Origin of the sequence: Micromonospora kangleipakensis (assembly GCF_004217615.1) — a bacterium.
Classification (GTDB): Bacteria; Actinomycetota; Actinomycetes; order Mycobacteriales; family Micromonosporaceae; genus Micromonospora; species Micromonospora kangleipakensis.
The window spans coordinates 1,293,632-1,315,172 of sequence record NZ_SHLD01000001.1 but is presented as its reverse complement, the minus strand read 5'-3'; the positions used below and the strand labels follow the sequence as shown (position 1 = coordinate 1,315,172).

The following is a 21,541-nucleotide window of genomic DNA, read 5'->3' as shown; positions in this document are numbered from 1 at the left end:
GTACGCCGGAAAGTGTTACGGCGCGGTCAGTTCGCGCACCTCCAAGCCCCCGTCGGCGTACCGGGAGCGGACCACCTTCTTGTCGAACTTGCCGACGCTGGTCTTCGGCACCGCGTCGATGAACGCCCACCGCTCGGGCAACTGCCAGCGGGCCACCGACTTCGCCAGGAAGTCACGCAGCTCCTCGGCCGTCACCGACGCGCCCTCCCGGACCACCACGGTCGCCAGCGGCCGCTCGTCCCAGCGCGCGTCCGGCACGCCCACCACGCACGCCTCCAGCACCGCCGGGTGCGCCATCAGGGCGTTCTCCAGCTCGACCGAGGAGATCCACTCCCCGCCCGACTTGATCACGTCCTTGGCCCGGTCGCTGAGGGTGATGTAGCCGTCCGGCGAGAGCGTGCCGACGTCGCCGGTACGCAGCCAGCCGTCGCGGAACTTCTCCTCGTCCGGCGCCTCGTCCCCGATGTACCGGGCGGTCACCCACGGCCCGCGGACCTCCAGCTCGCCGACGGAGGTCCCGTCGGCGGGCAGCGGCTCGCCCAGCGGGCCGACGATCCGCGCGGCGACCCCGGCCGGCACCCGGCCCTGCGTGTACCGGTAGCGCCAGGCCTCGTCGCCGATCGCGCCGGCCGGCGGCCGGGAGACCGAGCCGAGCGGCGACATCTCGGTCATCCCCCAGGCGTGGATGACGTCGATGTGGTGCCGCTCGTGGAAGGCGTGCATCAGCGCCGGCGGGCAGGCCGAACCGCCGACGATCACCTCCTTGAGCGAGGAGGTGTCCACGTCGTGGCTGTCCAGGTACGCCAGCAGGTCGGTCCAGATGGTCGGCACCGCGCCGGCCAGGGTGGGCCGCTCGGCGGCGATCATCTCGGCGATCGGGGCGGCCTGGAGGAACCGGTCCGGCATGATCAGCGACGCGCCGGAGAGGAACGCCGCGTAGGGCAGCCCCCACGACATCGCGTGGAACATCGGCACGATGGCCAGCTCGCGGTCGGTCGGCCCGAGACCGAAGCCCTCCGGCATGCAGATCTGCAGTGAGTGCAGGTACATCGAACGGTGCGAGTAGGCGACGCCCTTGGGGTTGCCGGTGGTCCCGGAGGTGTAGCAGAGGGCGGCGGCGTCGCGCTCGTCCACCTCCGGCCAGTCGTACGTCTCCGGCCGGTCGGCCAGCAGCGCGTCCCAGTGGTGCACGGCGATCCGGTCGCCGGCCGCGGCCACCAGCGGCGCCGGGTCACCGCCGCCTACCACCACCACGTGCCGCACCGTGGTCAGCTCGCCGATCACCCGGGCGAGCAGCGGGATCAGCGTCGAGTCGACCAGCACCACCCGGTCCTCGGCATGGTTGGCGATGTAGACGACCTGGTCGGGGAAGAGCCGGATGTTGAGGGTGTGCAACACCGCGCCCATGCTGGGCACGGCGAAGTACGCCACCAGGTGCTCGTTGTTGTTCCACATGAACGTGGCGACCCGCTCGTCACCGGTCACCCCGCACTCGTCGCGCAGCGCGTGGGCCAGCCGGGCGGCGGTCCGCCCGACCTCCGCGTACGACATCCGTCGGGGCTCGCCGCCGGTCCAGGTCACGACCTCCGCCGTGCCGTGCACGGTGGAGCCGTGTTCGAGGATCCGGGCGACCTGGAGAGGGGCGTCCATCATCGTGCTACGCATGGGTAACAAGCTAGTGTCGGCGGTCACACCTTGGGAACCCTGGAAAACCGGTCGGCCTCGACGAACCGCCGTAAATTGTCCGGGTGAGCATCTCCTGGGCCGATTCGTACGTGGGGCAGCTCCGCGCCCTGGCCGGTGACCGCACCCTGATGTTCGTCGGCGCCCGCGCGGTGGTCCGCGACAACGCCGCCCGGGTGCTGCTGATCCAGCGCTCGGACAACGGCCAGTGGGCGCTGCCGGCCGGCGCCATGGAGCTGGGTGAGTCGATCGCCGACTGCGCCGTCCGCGAGGTACGCGAGGAGACCGGGCTGCGCGCCCTGCGGGTCAGCGCGTTCGCCCTCTACACCGGCCCGGACCGCACCCACACCAACATGTACGGCCACAGGTACCAGATCTTCACCACCGCGTTCCGGGTCGACGAGTGGGACGGCGAGCTGCTCAGGATCACCGACGAGACCAACGACGCCGGCTTCTTCCACCCGGACGAGCTCCCCGCCCCGCTCTCCGCCAGCGTCACGGAGACCCTCGCCGACCTGGACGTCTTCGAACAGACCAACCGCCTCATCCTGAAGTAACCCCAGCCCCGGCCGGGTTGGCCGGCGGGTCACAGCATGGTCTGGGACTTGGCCTCCATCTCGGCGGCGGCTTCCTCCCGGGACTCCCTGGTCAGCGGCTTGCCGCCGGGGGCGGCGGCCTTGCCGCCGAGCGGGTCGGCGCCGCCGGTGGCGCCCTCCGGGCCGGTGCCGCGCAGCTGCTGGTCGGGCAGGGCCAGGGTGACCAGCACGGCCAGGATGGCGATCAGCCCGGTGGTCAGGAAGACCAGGTGCAGCGAGTCGACGAACGAGGCCTGGATCGCGGCGCGGACCGGGCCGGGCAGGGCGAGGATGGTCGCCGGGTCGTTGATCGAGATGTCGGCGCCGCCGCTGGCCGCCACCGCGGCCCGCTGGTCCGGCGGAAGCTGCGCGATCGCCGCCGGCAGCCGGTCGGCGAGGTGCTTGGTGAGCTGCGACGACAGCACCGCGCCGAGGATGGCCACCCCGAACGACCCGCCCAGCGACCGGAAGAACGTCGCCGACGAGGTGCCGGCCCCCAGGTCCCGGACGTCCACCGCGTTCTGCACGGCCAGGATCAGCGACTGCATGCAGAGGCCCAGCCCGACGCCGATCACCACCATGAACCCGAACGCCACCCAGAGCGACGTGTCCACCTGCAGCCGGGTGAAGAGCAGCATGCCGGTGAGCAGCACCGCCGATCCCACCACCGGGAACCACTTGTACCGCCCGATCCGGCTCATCGCCCGGCCGGTCAGCACCGAGGTGATGATGATGCCCGCCATCATCGGCAGCATCAGCAGACCGCTGCGGGTCGGCGAGGCGCCCTTGACGATCTGCAGGTAGAGCGGGATGAAGATGATCGACCCGAACATCACCAGACCGAGCACGAAACCCGCCGAGTTGGCCAGCGCGAACGTGGCGGTGCGGAACAGCCGCAGCGGCAGGATCGGCTCGGCGACCCGGGCCTCCTGGAGCACGAAGAGCACGCCGAGCACCGCGCCGGCCACGAAGAGCCCGATGATCACGCCCGAGTCCCAGGCGTACTGGCTGCCACCCCAGCTCAGCGCGAGCAGCAGGCAGCTCACCCCGGCGACCAGCAGCGCCGCGCCGAGCCAGTCGATGGCGTGCTCCCGCCGCTCGAACGGGATCAGCCGCATGACGTGGTAGCAGACCACGATCGCCAGGATCGCCAGCGGCACGTTGATGTAGAAGATCCAGCGCCAGTTGGTCTCCGCGAAGTACCCACCGACCAACGGCCCGGCCACCGACGACACCCCGAAGACCGCGCCGAAGAGCCCCTGGTAGCGGCCGCGCTCCCGGGGCGACACCACGTCCGAGATGATGGTGAACGCCAGCGTCATCAGGCCACCCGCGCCCAGCCCCTGCACGCCCCGGGTGACGATCAGCTGGGTCATGTCCTGCGACAGGCCGGCCAGCAGCGAGCCCAGCAGGAAGGTGCCGATCGAGAAGAGGAAGACCGGACGACGCCCGTACAGGTCGGCCATCTTGCCGTACAGCGGGGTCGAGGCGGTGGAGGCGAGCAGGTACGCGGTCACCACCCACGAGTAGTGGTTGATCCCGCCCAGCTCGCCGACGATGGTGGGCAACGCCGTACCGACGATGGTCTGGTCCAGCGCGGCCAGCAGCATCCCGGTCATCAGGCCGAACATCAGCAGGCGGATCTGGCGGGCGTGCAGCACCGGCCGAGCGTGAGCTTCCGTGGTCATCCCGCCTTCTCCCCCCCGCCTCCCGGAACATGCCCGGACGGCGGGGGAAATCGGCAGGTCAGTGCCGGCCCTCGGCGAACTCCTCGACGATCTTGCCGCAGAAGGCGGCCAGGTCGTCGGGCTTGCGGCTGCTGACCAGCCCGTTGTCGGTCACCACCTGCTCGTCCACCCAGCTGGCGCCGGCGTTGGTCAGGTCGGTGCGCAGACTGGGCCAAGAGGTCAACCGGCGACCGCGCACCACGTCCGCCTCGATCAACGTCCACGGGCCGTGGCAGATCACGCCGACCGGCTTGCCGGCGTCGAAGAACGCCCGCACGAACCGGACCGCGTCCGCGTCGGTACGCAGGAAGTCCGGGTTGGCCACCCCACCGGGCAGCACCAGCGCGTCGTACGCCCCGGCGTCCGCCTCGGCCGCCGTCACGTCCACGTCGTACGCCTTGCCGTGGTCGAGGTGGTTGAAGGACTGGATCGAACCCGACTTGAGCGAGACGAGCTCGACCCGGGCGCCGACGTTCTCGACCGCCTCGCGCGGCTTGACGTACTCGACCTCCTCCACGCCGTCGGCGGCCAGGAAGGCGATCCGCTTGCCCTGAAGTGTCGCTGCCATTTCGGTTCTCCTCTCGGGGTACCAGGAATCCCTTCCCGGGCCCGGATGCCCGAAACGCGACCCAACGGGTGTCCCGGCGCACGGCGGGTCGACGATGCGTGGTTCCCGCCCGGCGGCGCGCGACCCAGGTTTGACCGACCGGCCTGGGGGGACCCCGGAAGGCATGGCAGCAGCAGCGGAAGAGCGCCGGCTCGCCACCGTCGTGGCGGGCTGGCAGGGGCGTCCCGTGCTGGTCGTCGGCGACGCCATGCTGGACGAGTGGCGGTTCGCGGAGTCCGAGCGGCTCTGCCGCGAGGCGCCCGCCCCGGTCCTCACCCTGCGGCGGCGCATCTCCGCGGCCGGCGGGGCGGCGAACACCGCGGTCAACGTCGCCACCCTCGGCGGCCGGGCCGTGCTGGTGGCCCCGGTCGGCGCCGACGTGGCCGGCGACGAACTGCACGACTGCCTCGACCGCGCGGGCGTCTGGGACCGGACGGTCAACCAGCCCGGCCGGCCGACCCCGGTGAAGCGGCGGATGCTCGCCGGGAACCAGATCCTGCTGCGCGAGGACTCCGGCGACCCGGAGGACGCGCTCGAGGACGACGGCGTGGCGCGGCTGCTGACCGCGCTCGACTGCGCGACCGAGGAGCTGAAGGCCGCCGCGGGCGGTCAACCGCCGACGCTGGTGGTCTGCGACTACGGCCTGGGCGCGCTGCCGGCGGCGGTACGCGCCTGGCTGGTCGCCAACCGGGACGGCTACGCCACGGTGGCCCTCGACGCGCACGACCTGGCCGACTGGCGCGGCCTCAACCCGACGGTGGTGACCCCGAGCTTCGCCGAGGCGGCCCGGCTGCTGGCCCGCGCCGCGGCCGGCTTCAACGCCGACCCGCGCCCCGCGACCCGCGGGCACGCCGGCCCCGACCTGCACCTCGACCACCCGGTCGCCGACCCGGCGGACGGCCCCTCCGAGCTCAGCGTCGGCGCGGCCCCCGGCGGGGCGGGCGAACGCCCGGCCGGGTCGGCGGACCTGCACCCGCCCGCGGCGGGCCGGGGCGCCAACTTCGGCCCGGCCGGAGCCGGCCCGGGTCTCCACCCGGGCGGCGGGCCGACCGGGGAGCCGACGCCCGGCGAGGACCGGGTGGCGATGACCGGCGACGGGCTCAGCGTGACCGGCACCGGCGTCACCGTGAACGCGGCGGCCGGCGAGGGGGTCGACCGGGCGGTGCTCGCCGAGTCGCGCCTGGCCGAGCTGCGCGCGCACACCGGCGCCGACGTGGTGGCGGTGACCCTGGACACCGAGGGCGCGGTGGTCGGCGGGGCCGACGGGGAGCCCCGGCGCAGCCACAGCACCCCGGTACCGGCCAGCCACGCGGTCGGCGCCGGGGACGCGTACCTGGCGGCGATGACGCTGGCGCTGGCGGCCGACGCGACGCTGCCCACCGCCGCCCAGCTCGCCCAGCTCGCCGCGACCATCACGGTCTCCGACACCGGCACCTGCGTGTGCCGGCGGGGGGACCTGCTGGAGGCGCTGGGCACCGGGCCGGACGAGACCGGCCACCCGGCCGTGGTCGACGCCGACGAGCTGGCCTCGATCGTCGAGGACCACCGCCGCTCCGGCCGCTCGGTGGTCTTCACCAACGGCTGCTTCGACGTGCTGCACCCGGGGCACGTCCGCTACCTGACCCAGGCCCGCACGCTCGGCGACCTGCTGGTCGTGGCGGTCAACTCGGACGGCAGCGTACGCCGGCTCAAGGGGCCGGACCGGCCGGTGAACCCGGTCGAGGACCGGACCATGCTGCTCGCCGCCCTGGAGTGCGTCGACCACGTGGTGGTCTTCGAGGAGGACTCCCCGGCGCCGCTGATCGAGGCGGTCCGCCCCGACGTCTACGTCAAGGGCGGCGACTACCCGCCGGAGATGGTCCCGGAGGCGCCGCTGGTCCGCCGGCTGGGCGGCCAGGTGCGCACCCTCGGCTACGTGCCGGACCGGTCCACCTCGGCGATCATCGACCGGATCCGGGCGCAGGCCGTCGCCGGCAACGGCGCCGCGCCGCGCCCCTCGACCGTCACCGACGGCGCGCCCGGCAGGCCGACGTGAACCGACCGCTCGACCCCGGCACGCCCGCGGAGTTCCGCCGGCAGCGGCAGCTCGACGTGCTGATCCCGACCCGCAACCGCCCGGCCGAGCTGGCGGTCACCCTCGCCGGGCTGGCCGCCCAGGAGGGCGTACCGGACTTCGGGGTGGTGGTCAGCGACCAGTCCGACGGCGAGCCGGCGTACCTCGATCCGGCGGCAACGACCATGGTCCGGGCGCTCCGCCACCGGGGCCACCCGGTACTGCTGACCCGCCGGCTGCCCCGGCGCGGCCTGGCCGAACACCGCGCCTACCTGCTGGACCGGTCCGTCGCCCGGTACGTCCTCTGCCTCGACGACGACGTCTGGCTGGAGCCGGGCACGTTGTCCCGGCTGGTCACCGCGATCCGCGAGCTGGGCTGCGGTTTCGTCGGCAACGCCGTGCACGGCCTGTCCTACGTCGACGACGTGCGGCCGGAGACGCACGGGCACTACGAGGAGTGGCAGGACGCCCCGACCCCCGAGCGGGTACGCCCCGGCACCCCGGCCTGGGACCGGGCGCGGATCCACCCGGCGGCGAACCTGCTGCACATCACCGAGAAGCTGCGGCTGCCGGCGGGCGCGTGGCGCGCGTACAAGATCTCCTGGATCGGCGGGTGCGTGCTCTACGACCGGGCCAAGCTGGTCGACGCCGGCGGCTTCGAGTTCTGGCGCCGGCTGCACGAGCGGCACCAGGGCGAGGACGTCGCCGCGCAGCTCGCGGTGATGGCCCGGCACGGCGGCGCGGGCGTCCTGCCCAGCGGCGCGTACCACCTGGAGTCGCCGACCACGGTGACCGAGCGGGACGTGGAGGCGTGGGAGGTCGTCCTCACCGAGTCCGACACCCCGCAGCCCGCCTGAGCGCCCGGTCAGCCGCCGAGCAGATCGCGGGCCGCCTCGACCACCTCGACCGAGGGCACGTCGGCGACGAAGGAGTCCCGGTGCGGGCAGTCGCCGTCGCCGGGGCGGTGCGGGTAGATCCCGGGGGTGCAGTCGACGCCGCAGACCGGGCAGTGGGTCGTCCAGGAGGCGATCGGCCGGTGCCGGGCGCGCAGCGGGGTGGCTCCGTTGATCAGGTTGCCGATCCAGTAGACGCCCACGGTCGGGGCGCCGACCGCGGCGGCCAGGTGCAGCGGACCGGTGTCGTTGGAGACCATCAGCGCGCAGCCCGCGTAGCAGGCGGCCAGCCCGCCGAGGCTGAGCGTGCCGACCTGCGGGCGCACCGGCACCCCGGCCGCCGCGACCACCGCCTCGACCACCTCGCGCTCGGCCGGCGTGCCGGTGACCAGCACCTCGTACCCGTCGCCGACCAGGGCGCGGGCGACCTCGCCGAAGCGCTCCGGCGGCCAGCGCCGCCGGGTGTCGGTGGCCCCCGGGTGCAGCGCCACCCGGGGCAGCCCCGGCTCGCCGAGCACCTGCCGGGCCTCCGCCCGGTCCGCGTCGGTCACCGTGAGGGCCGGGATGATCGTGGTGGCCGGCGCCCCGACCAGGCCGACGACCTCCAGGTAGCGGATCACCTCGTGCTGGTAGTAGACGTACCGGATCCAGCGGTCCAGCGGCGGGGCGTCCTCGGCGCGCAGGCCGGCGGTGACCCGGGCGCCCAGCGCGGCGACGACGGGGTTGGAGTTGCCGCCGCCGCCGTGCAGCTGCAACGCCAGGTCGAAGCGCTCCTCGCGGGCCGCGGCGAGGAAGTCGTCCATGGCGGGACCGGCCTCGTCGGGGGCGGGGTCGCGGATGCCGGGCGCGGGCGGGACCACCAGCACCCGGTCCACCGGGCCGGGCCGGTCGCGCCAGAGCGTCGCGTGCCAGGGCGCGCCGAGCAGCACGATCTCCGCCGACGGGTACGCGGCCCGCAGCGCCTCCAGCGCGGGCAGGGTGAAGATGAAGTCGCCGAGCGCGTTGGCCCGCAGCACGGCGATCCGCTGGACGTCGGGCACCCGCTCGCCGACCGGCCCGAGCAGGGACGGGGCGTCCACGCGCGCCGCTACAGCCGGTCGATCTCGTCGACCGTGGTGTCCGGGTGGTGCATCTCCCGGTCCGCGGCCGGGTCGGCCAGGGTGGTCGTACCGGTGCGGGCGGGCCGGGAGCCGGTGCGCCCGACGGTGATGGTGCGCGGCGCGGGCCGGGACGCCCGGGGCAGTCGGACCCGGAGCAGGCCGTGGTCCATCACCGCGTCGATCCGGTCGGGGTCCACCCGGGCCGGCAGGTCGACCCGGTACTCGAAGCCGCGCGTCTCGAAGCCGCCGGGGATGCCCTGGTCGGCGTTGACCTCGGCCTCCGAGCGGGCCCGGACGCAGAGTTCCCGGTCGTCCAGCTCGACGGCCACCTCCTCCGGCGCCACGCCGGGCAGCCGGACGACGACCTCCCACCCGTCGGCGGTCTCGGTCAGCTCGACCTCGGGCGGGCCGGACCGGCCGCCGACCAGGCGGCTCAGCTCGGAACGCAGCGACTGCAGCTCGCCCATCGGGTCCCACCCCTGTTGCCGGCCGCGCCAGCCCCGGCCGCTCGGCTGTTCCGTCATCGCACGTCTCCGATCCGCTGGTTGGCCGTGGGGGGTCGCAGCGAGCTCGGGGCGTTCAGGTCGGCTTGCGGGTCGACCCCGACGCCGAGCCGGTCGACCAGCTCACCACCGAGCCAGGCGCTGATGCCGAGGATCGCCACCGCCACCACCTCGATGGCGATGAGGGCGCCGCCGGCGGCGCGGGAGTCGGCGTTGAGCCGGACCACCCACACCGCGGCGAAGAGCAGGATCACCGCGACGTTGGCGGCGGCGTGGGTGAGACCCACCCGCTTGGCCCGGGTGCCGGTGGGGAGGGCGAGCAGGTCGACCGTCCCGGCCGCCGCGGCGAGCAGGCCGCCGACCAGGCCGACGGTGATGTTCCAGTACGCCACCTCGCCGAGGAAGTCGGGCCCGCCGACGGTGTCGACCACGTCGAAGATCACCGCGGTGACCAGGAGCGCCACCGGGAACATCACCAGCATCGGGTGCACGGGGTGACCGAGCACCTTCAGTCGGCTCTCCATGGGGCCTCCATCGGTCGCGTCCGGGCGCGCTGCGGCTTAGGCGGTACCCGTCGGGATCCCGGGCAAACCTCGCGTTCGACGCGCTCGCCTAGGCTGGCGGCGTGGGGACCGGCCGTTCCGCCGGCCCGCCCACCCGGGTCAACGGACGGGGGAGGCACACGTGACGGTGGAGATCACTTCAGACGAGGAGCTGCGCGAGCTGCTGGGGGCGCCGATGCCGCGGGCGGTCGCCAAGGAGCGGGCGGTGCTGCACGAGCGGGACCGGCAGTGGCTGGCGGCCTCGCCGTTCTGCCTGGTCGCCACGGCGGGCGCGGACGGCAGCTGCGACGTCTCGCCGAAGGGTGACCCGCCCGGCTTCACGCTGGTGCTCGACGAGGCGACGATCGCGATTCCGGAGCGACCGGGCAACCGCCGGGCGGACGGCTACCGCAACATCCTGGACAACCCGCACGTCGGGCTGATCTACCTGATCCCCGGGCGCACCGACACGCTGCGGATCAACGGCCGGGCCCGGCTGGTCCGGGACGCGCCGTTCTTCGACGACATGGTGGTCAAGGGCCACCGTCCGGTGCTGGCCGTGGTGGTGGAGATCGAGCAGATCTTCTACCACTGCGCGAAGGCGTTCCTCCGCTCGAAGCTGTGGCAGCCGGAGACCTGGCGGCCGGAGGCGCTGCCGTCCCGGCCCCGGCTGATCAAGGAGGTGGAGGCCCCGGCGGAGAGCCTCGCCGACCTGGAGCGCCACTACGGCCCGGCGTACGCCGCGAACATCTACTCCTGAACGACGAGCTACGCAGCCGGCTGCGCAGCCGCGGCGTCACCGACACCGCCGACATGCACAAGGACGACCTGGTCAAGGCCCTGGTCAAGAGCCTGCTCGCCGATTCCGGCCCGGGTTCGCGGGGCGGCTCGGCAGCCTCCGACGGCGGCGTCCGGACCGGTCAGCACACCTCGAAGTCGATCAGGTACTCCCAGGAGATCACCTCCGTCGACGACGAGCCGGAGCGCCCGGGGCGCAGCCTGGTCACCACCGACCACGAGGTGATCCGGCGGTGGGCCGAGGCGCGCAAGGGCGTACCGACCACGGTCGACGGCAGCGAGCACGACGGGCATGCCGGGGTGCTGCGCTTCGACTTCCCGGCCAACGGCCGCGAGGCGCGCCTGCGCGAGATCAGCTGGGCGGAGTGGTTCCGCGCGTTCGACGAGCGCCGGCTCAACTTCATCTACCAGGAGGAGCGCTCCGACGGGAAGCAGAGCAACTTCTTCCGGCTGGAGAGCCCGGACCGCGAGGACGGCTGAGACGTACGCGGGGGGGCACTCCCGCGTCCGGCCGGGGGCCCAGGTCAGCGCGTTGACCTGGGCCCCCGGCGTGTAGCTCGAACGACGGCGCCACCTGGCCATCGATCGTCATGTTTGCGCAGGTGGCGGGATGGAAATCAGGAAGCCGCCAAGTCGCTTCACTTAGGAGGGTTCGATGAGCCAGCCGTCGTACGCCGACAATCCGCACGCCGCCGCGGCGCCCGCGGTCCGCGGCACCAACGTCATGGCGATCCTGTCCCTGGTCTTCGCCTTCGTCTTCTCCCCGGTCGGCATCGTCCTCGGACACATCGCCAAGAAGCAGATCCACCGGACCGGTGAGCAGGGCAGCGGCCTGGCCACCGCCGGCCTCGTGTTGAGCTACATCTTCACGATCCTCGGCATCCTCTGGATCATCTTCGTGTTCGTCCTCGCCGCCAACTCCGGCAGCACCGCCGCCTGATCCCCCGTTGGCCGGGCACGGAGCTGGCGGGGGAGGCACCGAGCGAGGATCAGGTCGTCGCGGGCCCGCGGCGGGGGTGCACCCCGTCGAGGGCCCGTCCCTTGTGCACGCCGTCCATCCCGGTTGAGCGTCTTTTTCGGGGGTAGGAAGTTCGGTGGACGCAAGAAGACGACCCAAGGAGTGCCCATGACCACGAAGGTCGAGAAGTCCATCGAAGTCAACGTTCCGGTCAGCACCGCCTACAACCAGTGGACCCAGTTCGAGGAGTTCCCCCGCTTCATGGGGGGTGTCCAGGAGGTACGCCAGCTCGACGACAAGCGGATGCACTGGGTCGCCGAGATCGCGGGCGTGAAGCGCGAGTGGGACGCCAAGGTCCTGGAGCAGGTCCCGGACCGCAAGGTGGCCTGGGCGGCCACCGAGGGCGCGACCAACGCCGGCGCCGTCTACTTCCAGCCGGTCGGCACCGACCGCACCCAGGTTCGGCTCTCCCTCGAGTACGAGCCCGAGGGGCTGGTCGAGAAGGCCGGCGACAAGCTGCACATCGTCGAGAAGCGGGCCGAGGCGGACCTGGAGAAGTTCAAGTCGTACATCGAGGCCCGGGGCACCGAGACCGGCGCCTGGCGCGGCACGATCGACGACGGCCGCAACCTCGGCACACCCGGCGTGGAGCACGCCGCGGCCTCGCGGGGCGACGACGGCAAGGCCGGCGTCTCCGGCAAGGCCGTGGCGGCCGGCGCCGCCCTCGCGGGCGCGGCCGGGGCCGGCGCGGCGGCGCTGGCGAAGCACCGGTCGGGCGACGACGACAGCACCACGCCGGAGACCGAGACCGAGTACGTGGTGACCGACGTCCCGTCGCCCCGGACGGGCGCCTTCCCGGCCGATCCGGCCGACCCGCGCCGCAACCTCTGACACACGTCCTCCCTGCCGGTTGAGCCCGGCGGGCCGGCTTCGAGCCGAGCCCGCCGGGCTCGTCCGTCGGGAGCGTGGTGACGGCACCACCGCTCGGCTTCACCGGGTGACGATCGACCGAGCCGGTTCCGGACAGCTACCCGGTCCGGCCCGGCCGGCTCACTCCGCCGCCGCGAGACCGAAGAGCGGCAGGCACGGCTCCAGCCCGCTCACGGTGACCGCCGGTCGCTCGGTCCGCTCCCAGTCCTCCCGGCTCAACCGCAGCCGCTGGGAGACGACCACCTGGCCGTGCAGGACATCGCGGGTAATGCCGTCCGGCCGGTAGCCCAGCCGCCCGGAGATCGCCAGTGGCGCGACGTTGTCGAGGAACGAGGCCGTCGTGGCGTGCGCGGCGCCGAGGCCGGCGAAGGCCAGGTGCAGCATCGCCGCGCGCATCTCTCGGCCGACGCCCCGCCCCTGGTGGTCGAGGCCCACCCACGACCCGCTCCGCACCTCCCGCGCGGTCGCGAAATCCCGGGCCCGCATGGTCTGTACGCCCACCGGGCGGCCGGCCGAGAACACCGCCAGCTCCAGCGACCAGTCCTGCGGCGTCCAGGAGCCGCGACCGTGCCAGTGGGACTGCACCAGGTGGCGGGCGCGCTCGGCGGGCGGCAGGTCGGTCCACGGCGTGAGGAACGGCCGCTGGCCCGGCTCGTGGACCCCCCGCGCGGCGAGATCGGCCAGCTCGGCCAGCTCCTCGTCGGTCGGCGGACGCAGTTCCAGCCGGTCGGTCCGGACGCGCAGTCCGAGCAGGGGCCAGTGGTCGATCAGCACGCCACATTCTGTGCGGGGGCCACAGCCACGGCAACGGGTTTCACCAGCGGCCGGCCTCAACCCACGCCGTCATTGGCGGGCGGCGCCTTCGACGCCTGCCGCGCCGCCTCGATGACGTCGGTCAGCGTGGCGTGCAGGCGCTTGAGGTCCTCGATCGGCATGCCCAGACGCTCGACGATGGCCGGGGGGATGCGCTCGGCCTGGCTCCGCAACGCCCGGCCCTTGGCGGTGAGCGTCACGGCGAGGCTGCGCTCGTCGGCCGGATCGCGCTCGCGCCGGAGGTAGCCGATCGCCTCCAGCCGCTTGAGCAGGGGCGACAGGGTGCCCGGATCGAGTTGCAGGAGGCGGCTCAGCTCGCGTACGGAGAGGGGCGCGTGCTGCCAGAGGGCGAGCATCACCAGGTACTGCGGGTGCGTGAGTCCCATCGGTTCGAGCAGCGGCCGGTAGACGGCCACCACTCCGCGGGCCGCGACGGAGAGGGCGAAACAGACCTGCTGTTCCAACGCCAGCGGATCATCGATGCCGTCCAGGTCACCCATCCGGTCACCCCCTCCCTCTCACTGTTACCGTACCAATCGTTGGTGTACCAATCGTTGGAGTACCAATGATGAGGGGTGGACGACATGGCGGAGGAGAACAAGACGCCGGACCAGGGCGGCCGGATCCTGGGCTGGGTCTACCGGACGCTTGCCGGCCCCGCGACGGTCGACAACGCCATCCACGGCTGCTCCAACGAGGCCCGGGACCTCTGGAAGCGGGACCTGGAGAAGCGTAAGCAGTGGAGCCGGGAGCAGCGCGAGCGCAAGCGCGCCGAGCGCGAGGCACGACGCGGGCTGTGACCTGAGGCCCACGGGTTCCGGCCGGCCACCCGGCCGCCCGCGTCGGGTGGTCAGGCGTCGAGGACCGACAGGTCGAGCCGGCCCAGCCGCTCGGGGTCGGTGAGCACGTCGATGGAGACGATCTGCCCGGCCACGACGGTGAAGCCCATGACCGAGACCGGCCGGCCCTGTACGACGACCACGACCCCGGCCGCGCCGTTGACCAGCGCCGGGCGCGCGAACGGGGAGAGCCGCCCGAAGGTGAGCGCCTGCCCGGCCACCGTGTGCGCGCCGGTGAGCACCACCGTGTGCCGGGCCCGCGTGAGCCCCCCGTCGGCCCGCAGCACGACGTCGGGGTGGAGCACCGCGACGAGCGCGTCGAAGTCGCCGTCGCGGCGGCGAAGAACGCGCTGACGACCGCCCGCTGACGGCTGGCGTCGGGGTCGGGCTCCGGGGCCTGCCCGCGTACCCGGCGACGGGCCCGGCTCGCCAACTGCCGGGCCGCGGTCGGGGTCCGCTCGATCATCGGGGCGATCTCCTCGAACGGCACGGCGAACATGTCGTGCAGCACGAACGCCAGCCGCTCGGCCGGCGTCAGCGTCTCCAGCACCACCAGCAGCGCCAGCCCGACCGAGTCGGCGAGCACCGCCTCCCGCTCGGGGTCGTCGCCGGACTCCGGGCCGATGATCGGGTCGGGTACGCGCACGTCCAGCGGCTCCTCCCGCCGGTGCGCCCGCGCCCGCAGCGTGTTCAGGCAGACCCGGGCCACCACCGTGGTCAGCCAACCGCCCAGGTTCTCCACGTCGCGGGCGCCGGCCCGGTTGACCCGCAGCCAGGCGTCCTGCACGGCGTCCTCCGCCTCGCTCACCGAACCGAGCATCCGGTACGCGACCGCCCGCAGCCTGGGCCGCTGCTCCTCGAACTGCTCGGTCAGCCATTCGCGCTCGTTCACCGGTCACATTCCCTTCTCGCCGGGTGTCACAGCGGTAGACCCACGAAACATCGCCGATGTGACCGGGGACCGACTCCCGGACCGTACGAGTTTGGAGCAGCCATGACGTCACCCATCCTGGTCACCGGTGGCACCGGCACCCTCGGCCGCCTCGTCGTACCGCTCCTGCGGGACGCCGGCCACGACGTGCGGGTGCTCAGCCGGGGCCACCACCAGCCGGGGAACGGCGTCGAGCACGTCACCGGCGACCTGCTCACCGGCGCGGGAGTCGAGTCCGCGGTCGCCGGGACCGAGACCGTCCTGCACCTCGCGGGCGGCCCCAAGGGCGATGACGAGGCGACCCGCAACCTGGTCCGGGCCGCCTCCCGCGCCGAAGTACGGCACCTGGTGTACATCTCCGTCATCGGCGCGGACCGGCTCCCCCTGAGCTGGCTCCGGTCCAAGCTGGCCGCAGAGCGGGCGATCGCCGACTCCGGCCTGCCGTGGACGACGCTGCGGGCCGCCCAGTTCCATGGCCTGGTCCTCACCATGGTGCAGAAGATGGCGAAGCTGCCGGTGATACCGGTCCCCGGCGGGCTCCGGCTCCAGCCGGTCGACGCACGGGACGTGGCGGCCCGGCTCGTGGAGTTGACCCTCGACAAGCCCGCCGGCCTGGTGCCCGACCTGGCCGGGCCCCGGGTGTACGGGATGGCCGAGCTGGCCCGCGGCTACCTGCGGGCCCGCGGCAAGCGCCGCCCGATGATGCCGGTGCGGATGCCGGGGAAGGCCGGCCGGGCGTACCGGGCGGGCGAGAACCTGACGCTCGACGGCGCCGACCTGGGCGCGCGGACCTGGGAGGATTTCCTGGCCGAACAGCTGCGCCCGGCCCACTGAGCACCGGGCAGGGTCAGCGTGGCGGAGCCGGATCGGTGACCCGGCTCCGCCACTGATCAGGGCCGGTGGAGCGAGGTGAAGAACCGCGTCAGTTCACCGGCGAGCAGGTCCGGCTCCTCCAGCGGCATGAAGTGGCCGCCCCGGCCCGGCTCGCTCCAGTGCCGGATGTCGGTGCAGGCGCGTTCGGCGATCTGCCGGGGAAAGTTGGCCTGCGAGGGCTCGGTGCTCACCGTGAACGCGGCGGGCACCGTGATGTCGGGTCGTGGGCTGTTGTGGTCGAAGTCGAAGTACTGCCGGAACGACGAGCCGATCGAGCCGCTCGCCCAGTACAGGGTGATGATCGTCAGCAGGGTGTCCCGGTCGAACCGGCTCTCCAGCTCGCCGTGGTTGTCGCTCCAGTCCCGGTACTTGTCGACGAGCCAGGCGGCCAGCCCCACCGGGGAGTCGATCAGCGCCGCGGCGATGGTGTCCGGTCGGGTGCCCATGATGGCGCTGTAACCCCCGTCGGTCCGGTCGTAGGCCACCTCCGCGTCGAGATACGCCTGCTCGGCCGGGGAGAGCGGATGCGCGTCGAAGCTGGCCGGGAAGGGTGGGTGGATCATGTGGATGCCGGCCACCTGCTCGGGGTACAGCGCGCCCAGCCAACCGGTGACCACGCCGCCGACGTCACCGCCGAAAGCGCCGTACCGGTGATGGCCGAGGATGTCCGTCATCAGCAGGTGCAGGGTCCGCGCCATCGCGGCCCGGGTGAGCGGACCCTCCGGCAGCTCCGACCAGAGGAACCCGGGCAGCGAGGGCACCACCACGTCGAACGCCTCCGCCGGGTCACCCCCGTAACGGGCGGGGTCGGTCAGGCGGTCGACCAGCGGCAGCATCTCCACGAAACTGCTGGGCCAGCCGTGGCTCAGGATCAGCGGCAGCGGCGCGGGCGCGCCCGCCGGACGCTTCCCGGCGACCCGAACGAAATGCAGGCGCCGGCCGCCGATCTTAGCCCGGTAGTGCGGCAGTGCGTTGAGCTCGGCCTCGCGAGCCCGCCAGTCGAACCCGTCGGCCCAGTAGGACACCAGGTCCCGCAGGTAGTCAGGATCCGCGCCACCCTGCCAGGGCCGGTCGCCACTGCGGTCGGTGAAGCGGGTACGGGCCACACGGGCCCGCAGATCATCGAGTACCTCGTCGGATACGTCGATGCGGAACGGGGTGAAGGTCATTGTTCCTCCGGTTGGAGGACGCTCCCCGACTCGAGGTCAGCTGAAAGGGATGGCCGGGTGGAGCGCCCAGACGTGACTGTGGGTCTTCACCGGGCTCACCTCCCCTCATCGCTGACGGGCGTCACCCTACACAGGCTCGGCCACCGCGGACCCGGAGGCCCTCCGGTCAGGCCGGCGGATGCTCGTCCCGGGGCGGACGTACCCGCGCGCGACGTCGCCTGTCCGACGCTCCGAAGCCGGCGAAGTTCTGGCGCGCCCGCGTGAGGCTCAGCTGCCCGTTGGCCCCGCCCCGGACCCGGTCGGCGTCGTGGGTGTCCTGCCCGTCGTCCTCCCAGAAACACACCGGGCAGATCTCGTACATGCCACGGTCCTGCGTTGTCGGGCCGTTCCGATCGGTGCCGAGCAGTGTTGGTGCGCATCCTCGTTGGAGGGCTGGTGGGCAGGTCGGAGCGTTGGCAGTAGGCCAACCGGCGCCCACTGACCAAGCGCCATGACCAAAAGTTCGCGGTGTTGGATGACACGCCGCTCGGCTCCGCGCCCAGCGACGGTTCGTGTCCCAGTCTGGGGCGGTGGCAGAAACTGCTCGTGGAGTAGCAAGGTCCACGACGTTCGGTGCGGAACGCAATCCCGCGCGGCTCGTCGCCTTCAGCGATGCGGTCTTCGCCATCTCCATCACCCTGCTCGTTCTGGAGATCAGCCCGCCGGAGGACACCCGGCACCTGGCCCACGGCCTCGCCACGCTGTGGCCGTCCTACCTGGCGTACGCCCTCACCTTCCTTCTCATCGGGCAGGTGTGGGCCAACCACCACGTCATGTTCGATCACCTTCGCGGCACCGACTGGGTGGTGCTGTTGCTCAACACCCTGCTGCTGATGAACATCGCGTTCCTGCCATTCGCCGCTTCCGTTCTGGCCGCCGCGTTCCGGGACGGACACGGGCAGCGGACCGCCGTGGTCTTCTACGGGTTCGCGCTCGGACTGGCAGCCTCTCTGCTCAACGCGATCTGGGGGTACGCGAGCCGTGGCCGCCGGCTGCTCAGCACCACCGTCGATCCCGCCGCTGCGAGAGCCATCGGCAGGCGCTTCCGGCTCGCTCCCCTCTGGATCGCCGCCGGAATCCTGCTGGGCGCCCTGCTCCCCGTCCTCGGCGTGGCCGTGATCACCGCGCTGATCCCCTTCTACTGGCTCCCGATCCCCGGCGAGATCGCCAGGGCGAAGCGTCGGCGCGGCGGCGACGGTCAGGAGCGACCCAGGGACGCGTGCGGACGGGGTCTGGTCAGTGTTGCCGCCAGGCGAAGCCAGGAAGACCATCACCCGACTCGGCCGGATCAGTGAGCCGGTAGCTCGACGGGCGCTCCGCGGCAGTCGTAGACCAAGGCACCAGGTCGGCCAGGATCGCGCTGACGAGCCGGACGACGGCGGAGGTCCTCAGTCCGAGTCCTCGGCGGATGCGTGGTCCGGGTCGGGCAAGACGGGGTGGTCGGTCGGGTAGAGGCCGGCGACGAAGCCGTAGACCGTGTCGCCGGAGCGCGGCAGCTCGGTGAACTCCTGGATGAGCGCCTCGACGCGCCGCCAGAACTGCGCAGCGCTCTCCCTGGGGATGCGGGCGTGCCGCACCGTCGTGTAGAGCGCGTCCGCCTCGTGGGCCGGCACCGACTCGGCCGCCGCGACGGACAGGCCGTTGATGCACACGGGCGTCGTCGTGCCGCCCGGGCGCCGGACCACGCCGACGTGGATGGTGCGGCCTGTGCGTCCGTAGAACCGTTCGTCGATGGCGCGCACGCGCCGGGTGCGGACGACGCGGAGCATCCCGGCCTTGAGCAGCACGTTGACGTGGTGAGCGACCGTACTCTTTGGGCGGTCGACGGCCGTGGCCAGCTCGGCCACGGTGGCGGCCCGCTCGAGCACCAGGTCGAGGATCGTGGTCCGCAGCGGGTCGGCGATCGCGCGCAACTGCGCCGGTGTGGACACCTCGACGGTGTCGGGCAGGTCGTAATCCGGGATCTGGGTATTGCTCGACATTTGTCGAACAATCTAAGCTTTTGGAGTGTTCGCGGCAAGATCCCATCCGAGACCGGGGAGACCGCATGGCTGAGGTGTTGTTGTTCCATCACGCGCAGGGCCAGACGACGGGCGTCCTAGCCTTCGCCGACGAGCTTCGCCGAGCCGGGCACACCGTGCACACGGCGGACCTGTACGACGGCCGCACCTTCGAGACGTTGGACGACGGCCTGGCGTACGCCCGGGAGGTGGGCTTCGGCAACCTGCTCGAACGGGGCGTGCGTGCGGCGGACGGGCTGCCCAGCGAGCTCGTCTACGCGGGCTTCTCGCTCGGCGTGCTGCCGGCGCAGAAGCTCACGCAGACCCGGGCCGGCGCGCGCGGGGCGCTGCTGTTCGAGTCCTGCCTCCCCGTCTCGGAGTTCGGGACCGCCTGGCCGGTGGGCGTGCCGGTACAGATCCACGGCGCGGACGCCGATCCCTTTTTCGCCGGCGAGGGTGACATCGACGCCGCCCGGGCGCTCGTCGAGTCGGCCGAGAACGCGGAGCTGTTCGTCTATCCCAGCGATCGGCACCTGTTCGCCGATTCCAGCCTGCCGTCCTACGACGCGGACGCCGCCAAGCTGCTCACCCAGCGCGTGCTCGACTTCCTCGCCGCCCGCTGACAAGGCCCACCGACCACGGCACCCGTACGCCCTCGAAGGTCCTGTGGTCCTGGTCGTACTGCGCCAGCTCAGACAGCCGGTCCGCGACACCTAGCCATACCGCGGCCTTACCGGCGGACCCGTCGCCCGCCCGCATCGGTACCCACCAGTCCGACGACCCCCCGGAACTCGCTCGGGAGCTGGGCCGCCATGCCCTCGAACTCGTCACCCGGGACCGCCTCGCGCAGGGTGGTGAGCACCGCCGGGATCGCGGCCTTGGCGAGCACAACGTCGACACCGGCGCGCGCGCCTACCCGCTGTGCGAAATCTTCGACGCCGAACGGCTCGGCGTGTTCCCGAGGTTTCCGCAGGTGAGCGTCAAGCCCCTCAGGAAGCTGCTTGGCAAGATCCCTAGCCTCGCCTCCGCTGATCCGATCTGCCAATGTCTCCAACGTCGCGCGGGTGATCGCCGTCGCCTGATCGACCGGCACCCCCGACCGCCTGGCCACTGCATCGATGAAATCCTCGTAGCCCACCTGGATCTCCTCTCGGACCGGACCGTCGCCTACCCGCATGCCGATCACTCAAACCGCCCGCGCCCCAGCCGATAGCGACTGCCCGGCACGGATCGGAACGAGCATCCGAATGCCGAACACCGGCGGCCGCAGTTATGAGCCCCTGGCCCAAATTCTCGGCCGGGTTTCGGAGGTGGTCGGGTTCAGGACTGAAACCGGGGCTGGAAAGATGCTGGTTTTGCGCACCGACTTCAACGACGACACGGCCAGGGCGGTTCGATGAATCCCCACAGAGCGACCCCTCGGATCGTGAGGGAAGAGGATCTCGTCGGCTTCACAGCGGGCCAGTTCCTGGAGGTGATGAAAGCCCTCACGGTAATCCTGACCCTGCCCCAGTCAGCCGCCGACCACGTCGACGCACTCGTCATAGCCACCGGTCAGGGCGAAGACTGGCGTCTCACTCATGCGATCCGCACCTGGGAGGCCAACCCGGAGCTCCGCTACCTCCTAGTGGCGAACGGGAACCCGGCCGAAGAGACCTATGTCAAGATCACGCTCGACTACCTGCGGAGCCTCGGCCTCCGTCGCATCAATGGGGTCTACCTCCAAGCCGAGCCGGCCCCCAACACCGGCCTGCAGGCCGCATGGATCGTCCGTCAGGTCCAAGCTCGCGGCATCACAAGCCTCGCGCTCACCGTCTCCCCCTACCACCTGGCCCGCGTCTACCTCACGGTCCTCAAAGCATTCACCAGGAGGGGTATTCGCCTCCCCATCATCCCGCTCCCCGCGGCCGTCCCCCCTGACACACCCGTCCCGGAAACCAGAGCGACCGCCTACGACCTGGTACCCGGGGAAGTCAAACGCATCCTCACCTACATGGACAAAGGATGGGTTGCCACGCCCGAGGAACTACAGCAGTACCTGCAGTGGCTGTGGAGCCATCACACGGCCCTCCTCGTCAGAGCCCCGGTCTGAGGCTCGCAGCCCCCCATTCCATTAGGGCTTCGACTCCCGCTCGAGCTGCCTCGACCTGTCCGTTCACCCCGTTGGTACGTGAGGAGGGCCGGGGATCGGGGCGGAGCCGAGGTCTTCAGGGTCATGGTCGTCCGTCAGTGTGGCCGGCCGGCCCGGCCGATGCCGGCCGGAGGTCGCCAGCAGGCCGCAGCGGCGTCGGGTCAACGTGGCGGTGGCCTTCGCGGAGGCCGGCTGGGAGCTGGTCGAGGGGCCCGAAGAATCACCAGCGTCGGTCGGTGCCGATCCCTCGCTTCCACGTCGACGAGCTGGCCGCGCACGTCGCCGGCAAGGGTCGGGACGCGCTGGTGTTCACGGCGCCGAACGGTGGGCCGCCGCGTAATATCAACTTCCCGCCTTGACGTTGGCGCCCGGCTACG

At 72.3% G+C, this 21,541-nt stretch carries 25 protein-coding genes and 2 pseudogenes; 14 read left to right on the top strand and 13 right to left on the bottom strand.

The genetic code is table 11. The features are described from left to right. Positions 1 to 15: 15 nt before the first annotated feature. Positions 16 to 1,650, bottom strand: a complete 1,635-nt coding sequence (locus EV384_RS06385) for a fatty acid--CoA ligase (RefSeq protein ID WP_207232560.1) — start codon at positions 1,648 to 1,650, stop codon at positions 16 to 18. Positions 1,651 to 1,748: 98 nt separating this feature from the next. Between EV384_RS06385 and EV384_RS06380 the strand changes: the two genes are divergently transcribed. Continuing rightward, positions 1,749 to 2,240: an NUDIX domain-containing protein gene (locus EV384_RS06380; RefSeq protein WP_130331011.1), complete on the top strand. Its 492-nt coding sequence runs from the start codon at positions 1,749 to 1,751 to the stop codon at positions 2,238 to 2,240. Positions 2,241 to 2,269: 29 nt separating this feature from the next. Here EV384_RS06380 and EV384_RS06375 read toward each other — a convergent pair whose 3' ends face one another. Both EV384_RS06375 and EV384_RS06370 read right to left on the bottom strand, forming a co-directional pair. Next, entirely contained in the window at positions 2,270 to 3,946 is a 1,677-nt protein-coding gene (locus EV384_RS06375; protein WP_130331010.1) for an MDR family MFS transporter, read from the bottom strand. 58 nt (positions 3,947 to 4,004) lie between these two features. Further along, a complete protein-coding gene (locus tag EV384_RS06370) occupies positions 4,005 to 4,553 on the bottom strand; it encodes a type 1 glutamine amidotransferase domain-containing protein (RefSeq protein ID WP_130331009.1) in 549 nt (182 codons plus the stop codon). A gap of 163 nt (positions 4,554 to 4,716) precedes the next feature. On the opposite strand from EV384_RS06370, the gene rfaE2 reads away from it, so the two are divergent. Next, complete coding sequence (rfaE2, locus tag EV384_RS06365; RefSeq protein WP_130331008.1) at positions 4,717 to 6,627, top strand: D-glycero-beta-D-manno-heptose 1-phosphate adenylyltransferase; 1,911 nt, start codon at positions 4,717 to 4,719, stop codon at positions 6,625 to 6,627. After that, a complete protein-coding gene (locus tag EV384_RS06360; protein ID WP_130331007.1) occupies positions 6,624 to 7,502 on the top strand; it encodes a glycosyltransferase family A protein in 879 nt (292 codons plus the stop codon). The genes rfaE2 and EV384_RS06360 overlap by 4 nt, the downstream gene beginning before the upstream one ends. An 8-nt stretch (positions 7,503 to 7,510) precedes the next feature. Here EV384_RS06360 and EV384_RS06355 read toward each other — a convergent pair whose 3' ends face one another. The 3 genes from EV384_RS06355 to EV384_RS06345 are packed head-to-tail and all read right to left on the bottom strand — an operon-like array spanning position 7,511 to position 9,665. Then, a complete protein-coding gene (locus tag EV384_RS06355; RefSeq protein WP_130331005.1) occupies positions 7,511 to 8,617 on the bottom strand; it encodes a glycosyltransferase family 9 protein in 1,107 nt (368 codons plus the stop codon). Between the two features lie 8 nt (positions 8,618 to 8,625). After that, positions 8,626 to 9,162 (bottom strand): Hsp20/alpha crystallin family protein, encoded by a 537-nt coding sequence (locus tag EV384_RS06350; RefSeq protein ID WP_130331003.1) that lies wholly within the window; start codon positions 9,160 to 9,162, stop codon positions 8,626 to 8,628. Further along, complete coding sequence (locus EV384_RS06345) at positions 9,159 to 9,665, bottom strand: DUF2231 domain-containing protein (RefSeq protein WP_130331001.1); 507 nt, start codon at positions 9,663 to 9,665, stop codon at positions 9,159 to 9,161. Before EV384_RS06345 ends, EV384_RS06350 begins: the two co-directional genes overlap by 4 nt. A gap of 160 nt (positions 9,666 to 9,825) precedes the next feature. Here EV384_RS06345 and EV384_RS06340 point away from each other — a divergent pair, with 160 nt between their 5' ends. The 4 genes and pseudogenes from EV384_RS06340 to EV384_RS35275 form a co-directional block, all read left to right on the top strand. Beyond that, a complete protein-coding gene (locus tag EV384_RS06340) occupies positions 9,826 to 10,443 on the top strand; it encodes a pyridoxamine 5'-phosphate oxidase family protein (RefSeq protein ID WP_130330999.1) in 618 nt (205 codons plus the stop codon). A gap of 53 nt (positions 10,444 to 10,496) precedes the next feature. Then, positions 10,497 to 10,961 carry a hypothetical protein gene (locus EV384_RS06335; protein WP_242623957.1) on the top strand — a complete coding sequence of 155 codons (465 nt, stop codon included), beginning with the start codon at positions 10,497 to 10,499 and terminating at the stop codon, positions 10,959 to 10,961. Between the two features lie 175 nt (positions 10,962 to 11,136). After that, entirely contained in the window at positions 11,137 to 11,421 is a 285-nt protein-coding gene (locus tag EV384_RS06330; protein ID WP_130330997.1) for a DUF4190 domain-containing protein, read from the top strand. A gap of 186 nt (positions 11,422 to 11,607) precedes the next feature. After that, a pseudogene (locus tag EV384_RS35275) lies at positions 11,608 to 12,071 on the top strand (SRPBCC family protein); the annotation flags it as partial. A gap of 418 nt (positions 12,072 to 12,489) precedes the next feature. On the opposite strand, the gene EV384_RS06320 reads toward EV384_RS35275, so the two are convergent. Together EV384_RS06320 and EV384_RS06315 are read right to left on the bottom strand one after the other, a co-directional pair. Continuing rightward, positions 12,490 to 13,143: a GNAT family N-acetyltransferase gene (locus EV384_RS06320; protein ID WP_130330993.1), complete on the bottom strand. Its 654-nt coding sequence runs from the start codon at positions 13,141 to 13,143 to the stop codon at positions 12,490 to 12,492. A gap of 56 nt (positions 13,144 to 13,199) precedes the next feature. After that, positions 13,200 to 13,682, bottom strand: coding sequence for a MarR family winged helix-turn-helix transcriptional regulator (locus EV384_RS06315; RefSeq protein ID WP_130330992.1), 483 nt, complete (start codon positions 13,680 to 13,682; stop codon positions 13,200 to 13,202). An 84-nt stretch (positions 13,683 to 13,766) separates the two neighbouring features. Here EV384_RS06315 and EV384_RS06310 point away from each other — a divergent pair, with 84 nt between their 5' ends. Continuing rightward, complete coding sequence (locus EV384_RS06310; RefSeq protein ID WP_130340289.1) at positions 13,767 to 13,982, top strand: hypothetical protein; 216 nt, start codon at positions 13,767 to 13,769, stop codon at positions 13,980 to 13,982. A gap of 50 nt (positions 13,983 to 14,032) precedes the next feature. Here EV384_RS06310 and EV384_RS06305 read toward each other — a convergent pair. Next, positions 14,033 to 14,913 (bottom strand): annotated as a pseudogene (locus tag EV384_RS06305) (sigma-70 family RNA polymerase sigma factor). Positions 14,914 to 15,015: 102 nt separating this feature from the next. Here EV384_RS06305 and EV384_RS06300 point away from each other — a divergent pair. Next, positions 15,016 to 15,786, top strand: coding sequence for an SDR family oxidoreductase (locus tag EV384_RS06300; RefSeq protein ID WP_130330990.1), 771 nt, complete (start codon positions 15,016 to 15,018; stop codon positions 15,784 to 15,786). A gap of 56 nt (positions 15,787 to 15,842) precedes the next feature. Here EV384_RS06300 and EV384_RS06295 read toward each other — a convergent pair whose 3' ends face one another. Both EV384_RS06295 and EV384_RS06290 read right to left on the bottom strand, forming a co-directional pair. After that, positions 15,843 to 16,994, bottom strand: coding sequence for an epoxide hydrolase family protein (locus EV384_RS06295; RefSeq protein ID WP_130330988.1), 1,152 nt, complete (start codon positions 16,992 to 16,994; stop codon positions 15,843 to 15,845). A 166-nt stretch (positions 16,995 to 17,160) separates the two neighbouring features. After that, on the bottom strand, positions 17,161 to 17,355 hold the full coding sequence (locus tag EV384_RS06290) for a CPCC family cysteine-rich protein (protein WP_130330986.1): 195 nt from the start codon (positions 17,353 to 17,355) through the stop codon (positions 17,161 to 17,163). Between the two features lie 208 nt (positions 17,356 to 17,563). Between EV384_RS06290 and EV384_RS06285 the strand changes: the two genes are divergently transcribed. Then, a complete protein-coding gene (locus EV384_RS06285; protein WP_130330984.1) occupies positions 17,564 to 18,328 on the top strand; it encodes a TMEM175 family protein in 765 nt (254 codons plus the stop codon). A gap of 93 nt (positions 18,329 to 18,421) precedes the next feature. Here EV384_RS06285 and EV384_RS06280 read toward each other — a convergent pair whose 3' ends face one another. Then, positions 18,422 to 19,015, bottom strand: coding sequence for an ArsR/SmtB family transcription factor (locus tag EV384_RS06280; protein ID WP_130330982.1), 594 nt, complete (start codon positions 19,013 to 19,015; stop codon positions 18,422 to 18,424). A gap of 65 nt (positions 19,016 to 19,080) precedes the next feature. Between EV384_RS06280 and EV384_RS06275 the strand changes: the two genes are divergently transcribed. Further along, a complete protein-coding gene (locus EV384_RS06275; RefSeq protein ID WP_130330980.1) occupies positions 19,081 to 19,656 on the top strand; it encodes a dienelactone hydrolase family protein in 576 nt (191 codons plus the stop codon). A 107-nt stretch (positions 19,657 to 19,763) separates the two neighbouring features. On the opposite strand, the gene EV384_RS06270 is transcribed toward EV384_RS06275, so the two are convergent. Beyond that, a complete protein-coding gene (locus EV384_RS06270; RefSeq protein WP_130330978.1) occupies positions 19,764 to 20,171 on the bottom strand; it encodes a DUF2267 domain-containing protein in 408 nt (135 codons plus the stop codon). A 109-nt stretch (positions 20,172 to 20,280) separates the two neighbouring features. Between EV384_RS06270 and EV384_RS34700 the strand changes: the two genes are divergently transcribed. The 3 genes from EV384_RS34700 to EV384_RS36675 all read left to right on the top strand — a co-directional run bounded on the left by EV384_RS34700 (position 20,281) and on the right by EV384_RS36675 (position 21,523). Next, on the top strand, positions 20,281 to 20,433 hold the full coding sequence (locus EV384_RS34700) for a hypothetical protein (protein WP_165439882.1): 153 nt from the start codon (positions 20,281 to 20,283) through the stop codon (positions 20,431 to 20,433). Further along, complete coding sequence (locus EV384_RS06265; protein WP_130330976.1) at positions 20,430 to 21,125, top strand: YdcF family protein; 696 nt, start codon at positions 20,430 to 20,432, stop codon at positions 21,123 to 21,125. The genes EV384_RS34700 and EV384_RS06265 overlap by 4 nt, the downstream gene beginning before the upstream one ends. A 275-nt stretch (positions 21,126 to 21,400) precedes the next feature. Next, positions 21,401 to 21,523, top strand: a complete 123-nt coding sequence (locus EV384_RS36675; RefSeq protein ID WP_278045589.1) for a hypothetical protein — start codon at positions 21,401 to 21,403, stop codon at positions 21,521 to 21,523. Positions 21,524 to 21,541 lie beyond the last annotated feature (18 nt).